This is a genomic window from Williamsia sp. R60 (genome assembly GCF_054063855.1).
In genome coordinates this window covers 447002-462930 of the sequence record NZ_JBSSGR010000004.1, presented here as the reverse complement: position 1 = coordinate 462930, position 15929 = coordinate 447002, and the positions used below count along the sequence as shown (strand labels likewise).

The window sequence follows — 15929 nt, the reverse complement described above, 5'->3', positions numbered from 1 at the left end:
AGTGTACGCCAAAACGATACCGTGCCCTTATGAGCGAGGCGGGCGACGACCACCACGAAGGTCGTACATATGACGTGGCAGTCGTCGGTGCGGGTCCGGCCGGTCGGGCGGTCGCCGCACGATCGGCGGCCGCGGGCCTCGACACCGCATTGGTCGATCCGGCACCGAACTGGGCCTGGCACGTCACCTACGGGGCGTGGTCCGACGAACTCCCCAGCTGGGTCGGCACGAAAGTCATTGCTGCACAGTCGGACACGGTCGCCGTGTTCACCCCGGGCCGCCACTTGATCGAGCGCGCGTACGTCAATCTGGACACTCGTGCGCTGCAGCAGAGCCTCGACATCTCGGCCGTGACGACCTTCGCAGACACGGCCACATCCGTGAGCTCCGACAACGTCAGCCTGCAAGATGGCCGAAAAGTGACGGCACGCACAGTCATCGATGCGCGCGGTTTGCGGGCACCACACGCGCCGGCGCAGTCGGCGTTCGGGATCTTTGTCGACAGCGAGATCGCGGCGTCCTATCTCGGCTCCGACAACGCTGTGCTGATGGACTGGCGAGGGGTCGAGCCCGGTCGAGCCCCCTCGTTTCTCTACGCGATCCCCGTGGCCGATGGTCGGGTGCTGCTGGAGGAGACCTGTCTCGCCGGCGCCCCGCCGGTGCCACTGGCAGAACTCCAGGATCGGCTACGGGGCCGCCTCGAACACGTGGGGATCACCGGGCCGACCGTCGACACCGCGCCGACCGAGCGGGTGTATTTCGCGTTGTGCGGTCACGACTCAGTGCCGCCATGGCGGTCCGATCCGCTCCTGTTCGGCGCGGCGGGCGGAATGATCCATCCGGCGACCGGATACAGCGTGGCGGCATCGTTGTCGGCGGCCGACGCAGTGGTCGACGCCATGGCAAACGAACGTGATCCGAAGGCCGCACTGTGGACCGCTCAGGCCCGCGCCGTCCATCGGTTGCGACGTCGCGGCCTGTCCTCACTCCTCGGATTGGCTCCCACCGAAGTGGTCAGGTTCTTCGACGGGTTCTTCGAGATGTCGCTCGAACGCCAGCGGACATATCTCAGTTCGCGCGACGACCTCGCCGGGGTGGCCTTGTCGATGAGTCGCATGATCGGGCTCACCGACCGCACCCTCGCCCTGCGCATCATGCGGGGTGCTGTGATTTCGCGGACCTGACGGCTTTCACGGGCGGGAGCGACTCTCAGTGGTTGGGTTCGCGGTGCAGCAGCATGCGTATCTGGACGTCGCTGCCCCGGAGTGACGACTTGAGCAGCTCCCTCACCCCGCTCACGGCGGCGCCCAGATCGTGGTCGTCGGCGGTCGGAGAAGCCGTCACCGTGATCTCGACGACAGGGGTTACGCCGTCGACATAAGACCGGACTGCCGAGGAGCGAACATGACGATGTCGTTCGAGAGACCTGGCCGCCGCCCGGGTCACGTCGGCCACGGCGATGTCGATCTCGCCGACAAACGGTTCACCCTGCGGTCGCACGGTCACCGACCGCACGCGATTCGGCGAGATGTTCGCCAACAACAGCCACGCACCACAGATCCCCAGCAGAACGGTTGCGGAAAGCAGTGCCCAGTCCCACCACGATTGTCCCGGCGCTGAGTAGATCTGATCGGTGTCGACGTTGCCTACCGCATCGGTCACCGGTCCCACGCCCGCCCAGCGGAGCAGGGCGATCAGGCCGGCCGCGGCGAGAAGCACGCCGACCAGGCCCACCGCGAGGCGGTCAAGGGCGTTCAGGGTGCGCCGCATCAGGCTCCCTCTCGTCGATCACGGTCTTGTTCGGGTGGGTGACGCCACGAAGATCCACGCTCACGCGGGGCGGTCGGGCCAACGTTGCCGTCGATGCCTCGAGGCGGTCCGAGAGGTCGCTCTCCGTCGGTGAGGTGACGAACACACGTACATGGGCGCGGCCTGACGTCACCTTGGTGGTGGCGGACACGGTGTTGTTGTCATCGAGTGCGATGGCGCTGAGCCGGCGGGCGACGTCGGTGTCGCGCGTCCACACGCCCGTGGCCCGTAGTGGTCGGTGGGTGCGACGTCGAGGCCGTACGGCGGCGTACACGAAGTAGAGCCCCACCAGCACGCACACGACGGCGACCACGACCATCCACGGTCTCCACTCGGTCCCGGAAATCCAGCGCGCAGAGGGTTCGATCCAGGCCTCGGACCGATAGTGGCCCTGGACAACGGCATACTCCCGGCCGGCAACAACGGCGAGTGCAAGCAGACCAAGCCCCAGCACAGGCGCGAGCCATCCCGCAGTCGGAAAGCTCCGCGGCGGCCCGCCCTCGGCCCTGGTGCGACCGTGCGGCGCCGCCGCCTCTGTACCCGTGTCCGGGCCGGGTTCGGCAGCGGGCACTTGGGCCAGCTCCTCCCCCAGCAACATCCTCGATTGGACGACCTCGGTGACCTCGACATCCACTCGCGCCGGCCGGCGTCCGGTCAACCGGGTGACAACCTCGATGACGTGTTGCTGAACCCGCTCGGCGACATCAACTGCCGGCATCGGCCAGCTCACCGCGATCTCCACGGTGATCGCCGGATGGCGCGGATCGGAATCAGCAAGGGCGCGAGGGAGATTGCGACCTGTGAGTGACCCCAACGTCACCGAGTACGGCACCACGCCGTCGACCTCGAGCGCCGCCTGACGGGCGATCTGAGAGATCACGCGCGATTCGATCTGCAGGGAGCCTCGGTGCTCGGGGGCCGGTAGGTGGGAACCGCCGACGCGCTCGGCAGTTGCCGCCTCAGCCACGGCCTTTGCTCCGTAACAGTGCACCGAGGTCGATGCGGCCGTCACGATGGGCGCCGACGGCCACGCCGATGGCCGCGAACACCACCGCGACCATCAGGCCGGAGAAACCTCCGGTGGTGACCGCCAGGGCGAACAGCAGGCCGACGAAAAGCCCGATCACGGAATTGTTCATGATTGACTCGTTTCTGTGGATGTACCCCGGCCGCTATCTGCAACTGCGACTCGAAAGTCCTGGCGCGCAACAACATCTTCGACGACGACGGTGTAGCCGATCGCTCCCGGCGCGGCCGACACCGCGGCCGCACGGACGTTGCGGGCCACCCCTGCGACGTCGACATCGAGGTAGGTGACCACATGGATTTCGACGCCGGAACGGCCGACTCGCACACCGTTCACCCGCCGGCCGGGCAGATGTGTGGCGATCTCCCCGAAGGTGCCCGCGTGCAGGTCTGCCACGCCGTCGACAGACAGCACCCGTTCACGGATGAGCACTGCGGAGGCCGCTGTGACTGTCACTGGACCCGCGGTGTCTGGCCGTCGAGCGCGGTGGTCGGATCGTCGGTGTCGAGGTGAACGTCGTGCACGGTCACGTTCACCTCGGTGACCTCCAGACCCGTCATCTTCTCGATCGCTTCGATCACGTTGGTCCGGATGGATTCGGCAAGCTGGTGGATCGCCACGCCGTAGTAGGCAACCAATCCGACATCGACTGCGGCCTGCTTCTCGCCGACTTCCACCGACACGCCCTGGGTGACGTCGGCAGCGGTCCCCGGCAGACTTTCGCGTAGTTTGCCGACCGCACGCGCTGCGCCACCGCCGAGGTCGTAGACGCCGTCTATCTCACGCGTCGCGATCCCGGCGATCTTGGCCACCACGACATCGGCGATCGACGTCTTGCCTCCCGCATCGCTCTGATCGGGACCACGGCCGTCGTCGGTGTGACTGAGTTCATCCCTGGCGGTGGTCGGCTCGTCATCCTGCCTGGACGTCGCGCTGGTCATAAGGTGCTCCCTCGTCGGTTTGGTGTCCGGATGGCAGACCGGGTGATCTGCTCTCCCACCTCTTTGACGGGTTGAGAACCGCATGTTGCACGCACGACTTTCTGGCACGCTGAACAAATGGATGCGCCCGCCGAAGAATCATTGATTCGCGCGGCTGCGCTGGGCGATCGCCAGGCGTTCGACCAGCTGATGCGGTGTCACCTGACGCCCGTCCTTCGATACACGACCCGACTGACCGGATCTCCGACAACAGCGGAGGACATCACTCAGGAGACGTTCCTCGCCGCGTGGCGCGGATTGGACCGGTTCGGCTTCCGGTCGAGCTTTCGCACATGGCTGTTCACCATCGCCTCGCGCAAGACGGTCGATCTCCAGCGACGGCAGAGCGCGATCGTGATTTCCGACAACACCTTCGAGGCGATGGAAGGGCGGTCCCCCGGCCCAGCTGCTCGCACGGTTGAACACTCGTTTCTCGTCGCACTCCAGACCGAGCTCGGCAGGCTCGGCTACCAGGCGCGCGCATGCTGGTGGCTACGGGAGGTCGAAGGCCTGTCGCACGATGAGATCGCCACGGCGCTCGCCATCTCGCGCGGCTCGGTGCGTGGACATCTGCAGCGTGCACGATCACAGTTGGCTGTACGACTCGCCGCGTGGGGACCCGACGGCTCCGATGTTCACGAGGCCCGATCACCCGGACGCATCCGGCATCAGATCCCGCGACCGACGACGGAAGGAAGGCGAGATGACAGTCCAGCGCCCCGATGAAGCGGATACCTGGATCAGCGATGCCGCCGCCCACCTCGCGCACGGCGACGAGGGAGTGGTCCTGGAACGGCTCGGACCCAGGCTTCGGTCGGCCACGCGGTTGGGTGTCCCGATCGTCACCGACGATCCCGGCATCGAGATCAACGAGCGCGCGATCCGCCAGCTGCTTGCCCGCGCGATCGACCGATCATGTCGACGCGACGTCGCCGCGATCCACATCACCACCGACCACGGATCCGTCCGCAGGATTCGCGTGGAGATGGTCGCCCGGTACGGCGATCAGATCGGCGCGATGAGCGAGCAGGTCCGTGAGGCCGTCCGCGGCCGGCTCGGGTCACTACGGATCACGGTGGCCGACTGCGTCGACGTCACGTGGGTGGACGTCCAACCGGTTGACCCTGCGAGCCCGGCAGATCAGCCGCACTCCATCCCCGGGTGACGTCAGAGTCGGGGATCCACCGGCTCACTCTCCAGCGCCAGGATCGCGAAGACACACTCGTGGATGCGCCAGAGTGGCTCAGAGCGTGCCTGGCGGGCGAGGGCCTCACGTCCCAGTTGGTACTCGCGCATCGACATGGACCGCTTGTGCCGCAGGTCACGTGACCGGAGGGTCGGCAGATCATCGAGGTAGCTGGGTCCGTAGACCATCCGCAGGTACTCGCGACCGCGAACCTTCACACCAGGATCGATCAGCTTGCCGCCGACACGGGTGAGGTTCCCGGCCGGTTTGACGACCATCCCTTCGGATCCGGCCGCGGTCAGCTCCTCCCACCACCGAGCTCCTTCCAGACACGAGGTCTCCGAGCCGGTGTCGACCACGATGTGCCGGGTCGGCCGGAAGAGAACAGGGTCGGCCGCAGCGAGCCGCGCGGCCACCTCGAGGTGCCAACCGTGCGACGACCCGCCGTATTCGCTTGCGGCACTCGCCAGTACCTCGAACGGCGCAAGCGACACGGTGTCCGGCCGCGCGTCGACATCGACGTAGCGAAGATACGCATCGGTGTACGCCTCCACATCCGCACGCCGTTTCGCGTTCGCGTCGATCATGGTCTGGACATCCAGACCCCGGTCTGCGGCCCTCGCCAGTTCTGCGCCGAGTGCATGCAGCTCGGGGCGCGCCGCTGCCGAGACAGAGGCGAACTGGTCGCGGATCAGGCCTTCCCCCTTGACGTTCCATGGCAGCAACTCGGCATCGAGCATCAGCCAGTCGGAGTCGAGCTCATCTAACAACTCAGCGCACGCTCGCCGGATTCGGACAATCAGTTGCTCCGTGACCGACGGATCGAAGAAGCTGCGGCCGGTCCGGGTGTAGATCGCGCCACTGCCCTGTGTGACGCCGAACGCCCGCGCCGCGGCTGACTCGTCCTTCGCGACCACGATGATCGCCCGGGAACCCATGTGCTTTTCCTCGCAGACAACCTGTGAGACACCGCGTTGTCCGTACGACTCGAACGCTGCACGGGGGTCCTCCAGCAGATCGGCCCGCCCGGGAGAAACCGGGGCCATCGTCGGCGGCAGGTACCGGATCCAGCGTGGATCAACCGCGTACCGCGACATCACCTCCAATGCGGTGGCGGCGTTCTCCTCCCGGACGGTGATCGGTGGCCCGAATCCGGTGTCGATGATCCGCTTACCCACCACATCCGACAGGTTCAGTGTGGTTCGCACGCGGACGTCCGCGCGTGTGGTCCCGAAACCCATCGGTCGGCCGGGGTCGAAGTAGGTCTGCTCGGCAGGGACGGCCGACAAGACCATCTCCGGATAATGCAGCGCCGTCAATCGACCCCCGAACACGCACCCGGTGTCCAGACACATCGTGTTGTTGATCCATGCCGCGTCCGGGACCGGGGTGTGGCCGTAGACCACCCGTGCCGAACCTCGATAGTCCGCTGCCCAATCGAGCCGTACGGGGAAACCCCAACGATCGGTCTCCCCGGTCGTCTCGCCGTACATCGCCTTGTCGCGGACGCGGCCCGATGCCCGCCCGTGGTACTTCTCTGCCAGCCCGGCGTGGGCGACGACGAGCCGGCCGTCGTCGAACACGTAGTGCGACACAAGGGAATCGAGGAAGTCGACAACCTCCCGGGTGAACTCGGGTGGCTGCGCGTCGAGTTGCGTCATGGACTCCGCAAGACCGTGGGTCAGCGCAATCGGCTGCGCGTCTCGGGCGCGACCGCTGTCGCTGACGAAGGACGCGGAGCAACTTGTCCTCGTGATTTCCGCGCACGCAGAACGCATTGCCCTGGCGAACCATCGACATGACCAGTCGCAGGACAGCCGGAGTGTCCGGGCCACGGTCCACCAGATCCCCGACGAAGATCGCTGTCCGTCCGGGCTCGGGCGGTACGGCGCCGACAACGGTGCCGTCCGTGTCGGTCTGCAGACGCCACCCGATCTTGCCGAGCAGCGTGGTCAGCTCGGTGAAGCAGCCGTGGACGTCACCGATGATGTCGAACGGGCCGTGCCGATCGTTGAGGTTGCTGAACAAGGGGGTACGCACGATGGTCGCGGCATCGATGTCCGCTACACCATCGAGCTGATGGACGTGTCGAAACCCTTCTTTGCGCAAGCCCTTCCGATTGCGCTGCAGGTGCGCGTACTGGCGTTCGACAACACCGACCGTGATGTCTGTTCGATCGCAGGCACGCCCCCGCAGCTCGTCCGGAGGGACGTCCAGGACGATGGCGACAGGTAAGACGTCATGGGCCCTCGCCAGAGCGACAAGCCGCTTGCGGTCCTCGACGCGGACGCTGGTCGCATCGATCACGGTGAGGCGCCCGGCCGCCAATCGTTTGCCCGCAACCAACTCGAGCACCTCGAACGCGTCGCCGGTCGCCTCCTGTGACGTGGGGTCATCGGCGACCAGGCCTCGGAACCGATCGGACGACAACACCTCTGTCTCACGAAAGTTGTTGGCTGCGAACGTCGACTTACCTGCGCCGGTGACACCGACGAGCACCACGAGAGACAGTTCGGGAATTTCGAGTACCGTCATCGCTGGACCTCCCGTGCCTCTGCGTCGATCCGTCGGAAGACTGCCAGCTGACTCGATGAGCCCACATCCATGTCCATCTCTCCGATCGCGCTCACCGTCACCGAATACCGGTACTCGTCGGCCACGCGTTCACACCAGTGCTCGAACTCGGCGCGGCTGAACTCGAACCGGTGATCAGGATGGCGGAACTCGTTGCCGCCCAGCCCATAGAGAGCGTTGTAGTCGCGGTTGGGAGTCGTGACGATCACCGATGACGGAGCCATGGTCTCGAACACGGACGACTCGACTGTGTCGAGGCGATCAGGCTCGACGTGCTCGATCACCTCCATCAGCACCACTGCATCAAATCCTCGGCACCGGTTGTCCGAGTACATCAGCGACGACTGCCACAGTTCTACCGCTGCGAACCTGGACAACGAGTCACTGGCCCGGCCAAGGGCGGCAACCGACACATCCACTCCTGCCAGTCGGCCGATACCCGGCTCGGTGACGAGCTCCCGCAAGAGGCTGCCTTCACCGCATCCCGCGTCGAGGACCGACCGCGCGCCGACCATACGAAGCGCGTCGACCACTGCGGTACGGCGCAGCTCCTGCATCGATGTGCGGCGTTTCGGCAGTGGTTCGTGTGACGCGGTGTCGGGTATCAGCCGTGCCAGCGCGTCGTTGGTGAGCGAATGCAATCCCTTCAGGTACCGCCTTGTGATCTGTTCGCGCGCAGGATGGTTCGACAGCCAGCGCGAACTCAGGCGCAACAGTTTGTCGACCTCGTCGTCACCGATGAAGTAGTGCTTGTCCGATGCGAGCGCCGGGATCAGCACGTATATGTGTGACAGCGCATCGCGCAGCGTGAACTCGCCACTCATCTGCAACTGCACAAACCGGGACGGGCCCCACTCAGTCGGCTGCAAAACGGTGGCAGTGGAAAGCACCGCCCAGCCAAGCGGTTCGAAGAAGTCGTGGGTGAGATTGGCGCCGCCGGTGGTGGGCACCGAGCTCACCGTCACCTGCAGCTGCCACACCGTGTCGACCAGGTCAGGGCGGTGTGCGCAGCGGCCGCCGAGCGCATCGGACATCACCTTGGCCATCGCGACCATCAGTCGAGACGATCCCGCGTACGGCAGCGTGTTCACGTAGCGGTCAGCAGCCCCCAGCGTGGACCGTGACGGGTCTTCACCCCCGACGTGAAGAACCGCGCGGCATCGCGAGGTGTCCGCGACCGGGTAGAAAACGGTTGCGGTTCCACTGGAGGTGGCGAATTGCTGGACCCGGTCGGGGTGCTTGTGCAGCAGGAACCCGAGATCGGTCGCAGGAATGCGGTGATCAGACGATGATCCGGTCGTTTCGATGGTCAGCAACACTCTGAGAACAGTATCGGTGACCACAACCGATTTACGACGATCCGAACTCGGCGATCGACGTCATCTGCGTCGGCGGAGTTCGCGCCATCGCTCCACCATCGCCTCGACATCCACGGTGCGGGCGATCACATAGGACGCCGGCCCGAGACTCGGCGCGAGCCGATCACGCCGGACCCGGCGATTGAAATCTTCGAGGACATGACGCACCGCCGACTCCTCACGGAGGGAGGCAAGCGATTCCGGAAACCCTTGGGCCTCCCGGCGTAACTGAAGCGTCGGAGGCAACAGCGCCGAGCTGTCAAGGTTCTCTTCCCTGATCTTGCGCTTCGCCCACCATTCGGGGTCGTCGGCATCGCTGAGATCAAGAGGGCGGCCGGCACCGCGCAGGTTGTCGAACTCACCGCGTTCTTGTGCTTCCCGGATCAACCGATCGATCCGGGTCTCGAACGTTTCTGCCACTGCCCCAGAAGGGTCAGACGGTGAAGCCGAGCGCGCGCAGCTGTTCGCGGCCGTCGTCGGTGATCTTGTCCGGGCCCCACGGCGGCAGCCACACCCAGTTCAGTTCGATGTCGGTGCACAGCCCGGATGTCACCAGGACCGACCGGGTCTGATCCTCGATCACGTCGGTCAACGGGCAGGCCGCCGAGGTCAGTGTCATGTCAATCTTGGCGACCGCATCATTGGTGACGTCGAGTCCGTAGACCAGGCCGAGGTCGACGACATTGATACCGAGTTCGGGGTCGACCACATCGCGCATGGCCTCCTCGATGTCCTCGATCTTCGGCAGAGAGGTCTGAACTTCCTCAGGCGCCTTGATCTCTGTCGGCGGGGCTTGATCGCTCATGCTGACTCCCTAGCGGAATTGTTGTTGTCGGCCGGTGCTTCTCTGTTGACCACCGTCTGTGCCAACGCGTCTTTGAATGCCATCCATCCCAGGAGCGCGCACTTGACGCGCGCCGGGTACTTGCTCACTCCGGCGAAGGCGATTCCGTCGCCGATGACCTCTTCGTCGCCGTCGACAGTGCCCCGCGACGTCATCATCTTGTTGAACGCATCGACGGTCGCCAGGGCTTCTTGGACGTTCTGGCCCACCAGCTGCTCGAAGAGCACCGACGTGGACGCCTGTGAGATCGAACATCCCTGGCCGTCGTACGAGACATCGGTGATCTTGTCTCCGTCGTCGGAGAGCTGGACTCGCAAGGTGACCTCGTCCCCGCACGTCGGGTTGACGTGGTGGACCTCGGCACCGAACGGGTCACGCAGACCTCGCCCCTGCGGGTGCTTGTAATGATCGAGGATCACTTCCTGATACATCTGCTCCATCCGCATCAGGCACCGACCCCGAAGAACTCCTTGGCACGGACGATCGCCTTGGCGAGCGCCTCGACCTCGTCGAGGGTGTTGTACGCGGCGAACGAAGCGCGCGCTGTCGCGGCGACCCCGAATCGCTTGTGCAGCGGCCACGCGCAATGGTGACCAACTCGGATCGCGACACCCTCGTCATCGAGGATCTGCCCGAGATCGTGCGCGTGGATGCCGTCGACCACAAAGGACACCGCACCTCCGCGCCGATCTGCGGTGGCCGGCCCGATGATACGTACTCCGTCGATCTCCGCCAGCGCCTTCAAGGCTGCTTCGGTCAGCGAATGTTCGTGTGCCGCAACGGCCGCCATACCCAGTCCCTGCAGGTAGCGCACGGCGGCGCCCAAACCGATGACCTGAGAGGTCATCGGAACGCCGGCCTCGAACCGTTGGGGCGCCGGCGCGTAGGTGGAGACCTCCATGGTGACGGTCTCGATCATGGAGCCGCCCGTGATGAAGGGCGGTAGCTCGGCGAGCAACGCACGCTTGCCGAACAGCACACCGACACCGGAGGGACCGAACATCTTGTGGCCGGAGAAGGCAGCGAAGTCCACGTCGAGCTCGGTGAAGTCCACCACCATGTGGGGAACCGACTGGCAGGCATCGAGAACCACGAGGGCACCGACAGCGCGAGCGCGACGAACCAATTCCGGGACGTCGGCGATGGCGCCGGTGACGTTCGACTGATGGGTGAACGAGACGACCTTGACCGAATCGTCGAGCACCAGTGAGTCGAGGTCGATCCGGCCGTCGTCGGTGACGCCGTACCAGCGCAGCGTTGCCCCGGTCCGGCGGCAGAGTTCTTGCCACGGAACGAGGTTCGCGTGGTGTTCGAGTTCGGTGATCACCACGGTGTCGCCGGGTCCGAGTGGTTTGCCGCCCAGGACGCCCGCGCTCCGCTCGTCACCCAAGGTGTACGTCACCAGATTCAACGACTCGGTGGCGTTCTTGGTGAAGACCAACTCGTCGAACTGGGCACCGACGAACTCGGCGATGATCGCGCGTGCGTTCTCGTACGCGTCGGTGGCCTCTTCGGCCAGCTGGTGTGCGCCGCGGTGAACCGCAGCGTTACGGGTCACCAAGAACTCGCGCTCGGCGTCGAGGACCTGTACCGGTCGCTGGCTGGTGGCCCCCGAGTCGAGGTAGACGAGCGGCTTGTCGTCCCGCACGGTCCGTCCCAAGATCGGGAAGTCGGCACGGACCGCGGTCACGTCCAGCGCGGTGACCTCATGCGATGTCGGGGCTACAGCCTGATCGATGCTCGTCACGTCTGGCCTCCTGGAAGTTCGAACCTCAGGCGTTCGCAGCCTGGGTGAATCGGATGTATCCGTTTTCTTCGAGCTCGTCGGCGAGCTCGGGTCCACCGGATTCGACGATCCGGCCACCGACGAACACATGCACGTGGTCGGGCTGGATGTAGCGCAGGATCCGGGTGTAGTGGGTGATCAGGAGCACGCCACCGTTCTCGTTCGCCTTGAAGCGGTTCACGCCCTCGGAGACCACGCGCAATGCATCGACGTCGAGGCCTGAGTCGGTCTCGTCGAGGATGGCGATCTTCGGCTTCAGCAGCCCGAGCTGCAGGATCTCGTGGCGCTTCTTCTCGCCACCGGAGAAGCCTTCGTTCACGCTGCGCTCGCCGAACGACGGATCGATCTCGAGTTCGGTCATGGCCTCTTTGGTCTCTTTGACCCAGTGACGCAACTTCGGTGCCTCACCGCGCACGGCGGTGGCAGCGGTCCGGAGGAAGTTCGACATCGACACACCGGGAACCTCGACCGGGTACTGCATCGCGAGGAAAAGACCGGCCCGGGCGCGCTCGTCGACGGTCATCTCGAGCACGTCCTCACCGTCGAGGGTGATCGAACCCTGGGTGACCTCGTACTTCGGGTGACCGGCGATCGCGTAGGAGAGCGTCGACTTGCCCGACCCGTTGGGGCCCATGATGGCGTGGGTCTTGCCCGACTCCACGGTCAGGTTCACACCTTTGAGAATGGAGATCGGTTCGGCGTCGGTGTCGGTCTGCTTCACGTTGACGTGCAGATCGCGGATTTCCAAAATGGCCACGGTTATCGAATTCCTTGCTGGTATGGGCTGAAGTGTTGGGGCTGGGTGCGGCTCAGGCGCCTGCGACCTCGAGTTCGGCTTCCACAGCCGCCTCGAGACGCTCGCGCAGTTCCGGCACACCGATCTTGGCGATGACCTCACCGAAGAACCCGCGGACCACCAGTCGGCGGGCCTGGTCCTCGGGAATGCCACGAGCCTGGAGGTAGAACAGCTGCTCGTCGTCGAATCGGCCGGTGGCACTTGCGTGTCCGGCTCCGACGATCTCGCCGGTCTCGATCTCCAGGTTGGGGACGGAGTCGGCGCGGGCGCCGTCGGTGAGGATCAGATTGCGATTGAGTTCGAAGGTGTCGGTGCCCTCGGCCTCGGCTCGGATCAGCACGTCGCCGACCCACACGGTATGGGCTTCGCGGCTGCGGTCACCCGCGACGCCCTGCAACGCGCCCTTGTAGACGACGTTCGACCGGCAATGCGGCTGCGAGTGGTCCACCAGCAGGTGCTGTTCGAGATGCTGTCCGGCATCGGCGAAGTACAGGCCCCACAGTTCCGCGTCGCCGCCGGGACCGTCGTAGTGCACCACCGGGCTCAACCGGATGAAGTCTCCGCCGAGGCTGATCGCGAAGTGCCGGAGCACCGCGTCACGTCCGAGCCGGGAATGGTGGGCTGCGACGTGGACCATGTCGTCGGCCCAGTCGTGGATGTTCACCACAGTCAGGTGCGCGCTGTCGCCGATCACGAACTCGATGTTCTCGGCGTACGTGCCGCTGCCCCGCTGGTCGATGACCACCACGGCCTTCGCGAAGGCACCGAGCCGGACCTGGACATGACCGAACGCGGTCTCGCCCTCGCCCGGGCCGTCGATGGTGACCGTGATCGGTGAGGCGATCTCGGTCTCCTTGTCCACGGTCACGACCGTGGCTTCGGTGAACGACGAATACGCCTGTGCAGCAATGCGATCGAAGGGAACGCCACCCTGTCCCAGCCGGGCGTCGTCGCGCCCTACGGTCTCGACGCGAGCTCCCTCCACCAGACCGTCCACGGTGACCGTGGCCTGTCCGGTCGGCTGCGCCGAGCCGTCGTGCAGTCCACGAAGGCGCCGGAAGGGCGTGAAGCGCCAGGCCTCGTCCTTCGACCGCGGGATCTCGAATGCGTTGACGTCGAACGAGGTGAACTGCTCACCCTTGTTGACCGCCGGGCCCTGATTCTCGCCGGAGACAGCGCCGATCACACCAGTGGGAGAACTCATCCGACCGAACCCTCCATCTGCAGCTCGATCAGACGGTTCAGCTCGAGGGCGTACTCCATGGGCAATTCCTTGGCGATGGGCTCGACGAACCCACGGACGACCATGGCCATGGCCTCGTCCTCGGTGAGGCCGCGGCTCATCAGGTAGAACAGCTGATCGTCGCTGACCTTGGAGACGGTGGCCTCGTGACCCATCGTGACGTCGTCCTCGCGGATGTCGACGTACGGGTAGGTGTCACTGCGCGAGATCTGGTCGACCAGCAACGCATCGCATTTCACGGTCGACCGGCTGCCGTGCGCGCCCTTGTTGATCTGGACCAGCCCACGGTAGGAGGCCCGGCCACCGCCACGGGCAACCGACTTGCTGACGATGTTCGACGACGTGTTCGGCGCGAGGTGCACCATCTTGGAGCCGGTGTCCTGGTGCTGGCCCGGTCCGGCGAATGCCACGGACAGAACCTCGCCCTTGGCGTGCTCGCCGGTCATCCACACGGCCGGGTACTTCATGGTGACCTTCGAGCCGATGTTCCCGTCGACCCACTCCATGGTGGCGCCCGCCTCGGCCTTGGCCCGCTTGGTGACCAGGTTGTAGACGTTGTTCGACCAGTTCTGAATGGTGGTGTACCGGCAGCGACCACCCTTCTTCACGATGATCTCGACCACGGCCGAGTGCAGCGAGTCGGTCTTGTAGATCGGCGCGGTGCAACCCTCGACGTAGTGCACGTATGCACCTTCGTCGACGATGATCAGGGTGCGCTCGAACTGGCCCATGTTCTCGGTGTTGATCCGGAAGTAGGCCTGCAGCGGGATGTCGACGTGCACACCCGGGGGGACGTAGATGAAGGATCCACCGGACCAGACGGCGGTGTTCAACGCGGAGAACTTGTTGTCGCCGGCCGGGATGACCGTTCCGAAGTACTCCTGGAACAGTTCGGGCTGCTCACGCAGGGCCGTGTCGGTGTCGAGGAACAGCACACCCTGGGCCTCGAGATCCTCGCGGATCGAGTGGTAGACGACCTCGGACTCGTACTGAGCTGCCACACCCGACACCAGACGCTGCTTCTCGGCCTCGGGGATGCCGAGCTTGTCGTAGGTGTTCTTGATGTCCGCGGGCAGGTCGTCCCAGGTGGCTGCCTGCTTCTCGCTGGAGCGGACGAAGTACTTGATGTTCTCGAAGTCGATGCCGTCGAGGTTCGAGCCCCAGTTCGGCATGGGCTTGCGCTCGAAGATGGACAACGCCTTCAGACGTGCGGCGAGCATCCATTCGGGCTCGCTCTTCTTCGCCGAGATGTCGGCGACCACGGCTTCGGAGATGCCGCGCTTGGCGCTGGCGCCCGCGACGTCGGAATCCGCCCAGCCGTACCCGTACGCGCCGAACGAATCGATCGTCTCTTCCTGCGTCAGCACTGCCGCAGCGGCAGTTGCCTGTGTGGGTGTCGGGTCTGTGACCGTCATGAGTGACTCCTTCCGGAGGCTGCCGGTGCCGACGCGGGCTGGGCGTCGACCTGATTTGCCACCTGCGGATTCGCAAGCGGCACATGAGTGGTGCATGCGCAGTCGCCGTTGGCGATGGTCGCCAGACGCTGCACGTGTGTACCGAGGACTTTGGTGAAGACCGCTGTTTCGGCCTCGCAGAACTCAGGGAACTCCGCTGCCACATGTGCGACCGGGCAGTGGTGCTGGCAGATCTGCACACCATTACCAACGCGCCGGGTGGTCGCAGAAAATCCCGCTTCGGTCAAAGCCTCGGCGATTTCTTGCGCGGTGCCCTCCCGATCGGCGGCAGAATCCCCTGCCACCGGCACATCGGCCACGATCTGCTCGGCACGCTCTAGGGCGAAGTCCTCGACCGCTGCGTCGCCACCGATCCGCCGCAGACGCCGCATCACCGCGCCTGCGAGGTCGTCGTAGGCGTGCTTGAGACGACCGCGACCTGCGGCGGTAAGCTGGAAGTGCTTGGCGGGACGACCCCGGCCCCGTTGGGCGTAGCGGGGGGCTGCGGTCGCGACGACGTCGCCCGAGGCGATCATGGCGTCGAGATGGCGGCGGACCGCGGTGGGAGTGATCCCGAGTGCTTCTGAGATGTGACCTGCGGTCACCGGGCCCTGTTCGAGGATGAGGGTGACCACCGCGGACCGGGTCTGTCCGTCGTGGGTGACCGGGACCGGGCTGTGCACGTCGTCCGCGATGTGGATTGCCGGCGCAGCGTCGATCGATGCCACGTCCGGGGCATGCGAGATTTCGTGAGCCGTTTTCACAACACAAGTGTTACCGAATTACGAGACGATTTCCACCAAGGGTGCCCTTGCCTGGTCGGGCCGACCCTTTCAGGGCCACTTTTCCCGACCATCCAGGCGGCGATGATC

General features: G+C 65.3%; 17 protein-coding genes and 1 pseudogene. 3 read left to right on the top strand and 15 right to left on the bottom strand.

The window, feature by feature from the left end:
* Positions 1-29: 29 nt before the first annotated feature.
* On the top strand, positions 30-1184 hold the full coding sequence (locus ACVWY6_RS21115; protein ID WP_457540708.1) for a lycopene cyclase family protein: 1155 nt from the start codon (positions 30-32) through the stop codon (positions 1182-1184).
* A 25-nt stretch (positions 1185-1209) separates the two neighbouring features.
* Here ACVWY6_RS21115 and ACVWY6_RS21110 read toward each other — a convergent pair whose 3' ends face one another.
* From ACVWY6_RS21110 to ACVWY6_RS21090, 5 genes are read right to left on the bottom strand one after another with little or no spacing between them, the layout of a single operon-like run.
* Entirely contained in the window at positions 1210-1770 is a 561-nt protein-coding gene (locus ACVWY6_RS21110) for a hypothetical protein (RefSeq protein WP_457540706.1), read from the bottom strand.
* On the bottom strand, positions 1745-2776 hold the full coding sequence (locus ACVWY6_RS21105; protein ID WP_457540704.1) for an Asp23/Gls24 family envelope stress response protein: 1032 nt from the start codon (positions 2774-2776) through the stop codon (positions 1745-1747). Before ACVWY6_RS21105 ends, ACVWY6_RS21110 begins: the two co-directional genes overlap by 26 nt.
* The gene (locus ACVWY6_RS21100; protein ID WP_030163059.1) at positions 2769-2948 is read right to left on the bottom strand and encodes a DUF2273 domain-containing protein; all 180 of its coding nucleotides are present in this window, start codon (positions 2946-2948) and stop codon (positions 2769-2771) included. The genes ACVWY6_RS21105 and ACVWY6_RS21100 overlap by 8 nt, the downstream gene beginning before the upstream one ends.
* The gene (locus tag ACVWY6_RS21095; RefSeq protein WP_116915382.1) at positions 2945-3292 is read right to left on the bottom strand and encodes a hypothetical protein; all 348 of its coding nucleotides are present in this window, start codon (positions 3290-3292) and stop codon (positions 2945-2947) included. Before ACVWY6_RS21095 ends, ACVWY6_RS21100 begins: the two co-directional genes overlap by 4 nt.
* A complete protein-coding gene (locus ACVWY6_RS21090; protein WP_116915383.1) occupies positions 3289-3777 on the bottom strand; it encodes an Asp23/Gls24 family envelope stress response protein in 489 nt (162 codons plus the stop codon). The genes ACVWY6_RS21095 and ACVWY6_RS21090 overlap by 4 nt, the downstream gene beginning before the upstream one ends.
* Before the next feature lie 117 nt (positions 3778-3894).
* Here ACVWY6_RS21090 and ACVWY6_RS21085 point away from each other — a divergent pair, with 117 nt between their 5' ends.
* Both ACVWY6_RS21085 and ACVWY6_RS21080 read left to right on the top strand, forming a co-directional pair.
* On the top strand, positions 3895-4542 hold the full coding sequence (locus tag ACVWY6_RS21085; protein ID WP_457540701.1) for an RNA polymerase sigma factor: 648 nt from the start codon (positions 3895-3897) through the stop codon (positions 4540-4542).
* Positions 4520-4981: a hypothetical protein gene (locus ACVWY6_RS21080; protein WP_457540699.1), complete on the top strand. Its 462-nt coding sequence runs from the start codon at positions 4520-4522 to the stop codon at positions 4979-4981. The genes ACVWY6_RS21085 and ACVWY6_RS21080 overlap by 23 nt, the downstream gene beginning before the upstream one ends.
* A 2-nt stretch (positions 4982-4983) precedes the next feature.
* On the opposite strand, the pseudogene ACVWY6_RS21075 reads toward ACVWY6_RS21080, so the two are convergent.
* The 10 genes and pseudogenes from ACVWY6_RS21075 to ACVWY6_RS21030 form a co-directional block, all read right to left on the bottom strand.
* Positions 4984-7537 (bottom strand): annotated as a pseudogene (locus ACVWY6_RS21075) (polynucleotide kinase-phosphatase).
* Entirely contained in the window at positions 7534-8895 is a 1362-nt protein-coding gene (locus ACVWY6_RS21070; protein WP_457540697.1) for a 3' terminal RNA ribose 2'-O-methyltransferase Hen1, read from the bottom strand. Before ACVWY6_RS21070 ends, ACVWY6_RS21075 begins: the two are co-directional and overlap by 4 nt.
* 60 nt (positions 8896-8955) lie before the next feature.
* Positions 8956-9354, bottom strand: coding sequence for a DnaJ family domain-containing protein (locus ACVWY6_RS21065; protein ID WP_457540695.1), 399 nt, complete (start codon positions 9352-9354; stop codon positions 8956-8958).
* Positions 9355-9367: 13 nt separating this feature from the next.
* Positions 9368-9739, bottom strand: coding sequence for a metal-sulfur cluster assembly factor (locus ACVWY6_RS21060; protein ID WP_023959366.1), 372 nt, complete (start codon positions 9737-9739; stop codon positions 9368-9370).
* Positions 9736-10224, bottom strand: a complete 489-nt coding sequence (gene sufU / locus ACVWY6_RS21055; protein ID WP_457540692.1) for a Fe-S cluster assembly sulfur transfer protein SufU — start codon at positions 10222-10224, stop codon at positions 9736-9738. Before sufU ends, ACVWY6_RS21060 begins: the two co-directional genes overlap by 4 nt.
* Positions 10224-11525: a SufS family cysteine desulfurase gene (locus tag ACVWY6_RS21050; RefSeq protein WP_399511089.1), complete on the bottom strand. Its 1302-nt coding sequence runs from the start codon at positions 11523-11525 to the stop codon at positions 10224-10226. Before ACVWY6_RS21050 ends, sufU begins: the two co-directional genes overlap by 1 nt.
* Before the next feature lie 25 nt (positions 11526-11550).
* Positions 11551-12321, bottom strand: coding sequence for a Fe-S cluster assembly ATPase SufC (sufC, locus tag ACVWY6_RS21045; RefSeq protein ID WP_116915389.1), 771 nt, complete (start codon positions 12319-12321; stop codon positions 11551-11553).
* A 52-nt stretch (positions 12322-12373) separates the two neighbouring features.
* Positions 12374-13564, bottom strand: coding sequence for a Fe-S cluster assembly protein SufD (gene sufD / locus ACVWY6_RS21040; RefSeq protein WP_457540689.1), 1191 nt, complete (start codon positions 13562-13564; stop codon positions 12374-12376).
* Positions 13561-15018, bottom strand: coding sequence for a Fe-S cluster assembly protein SufB (gene sufB / locus ACVWY6_RS21035; protein ID WP_023959376.1), 1458 nt, complete (start codon positions 15016-15018; stop codon positions 13561-13563). Before sufB ends, sufD begins: the two co-directional genes overlap by 4 nt.
* Positions 15015-15821 carry a helix-turn-helix transcriptional regulator gene (locus tag ACVWY6_RS21030; RefSeq protein WP_165842441.1) on the bottom strand — a complete coding sequence of 269 codons (807 nt, stop codon included), beginning with the start codon at positions 15819-15821 and terminating at the stop codon, positions 15015-15017. The genes sufB and ACVWY6_RS21030 overlap by 4 nt, the downstream gene beginning before the upstream one ends.
* Between the last annotated feature and the right edge of the window lie 108 nt (positions 15822-15929).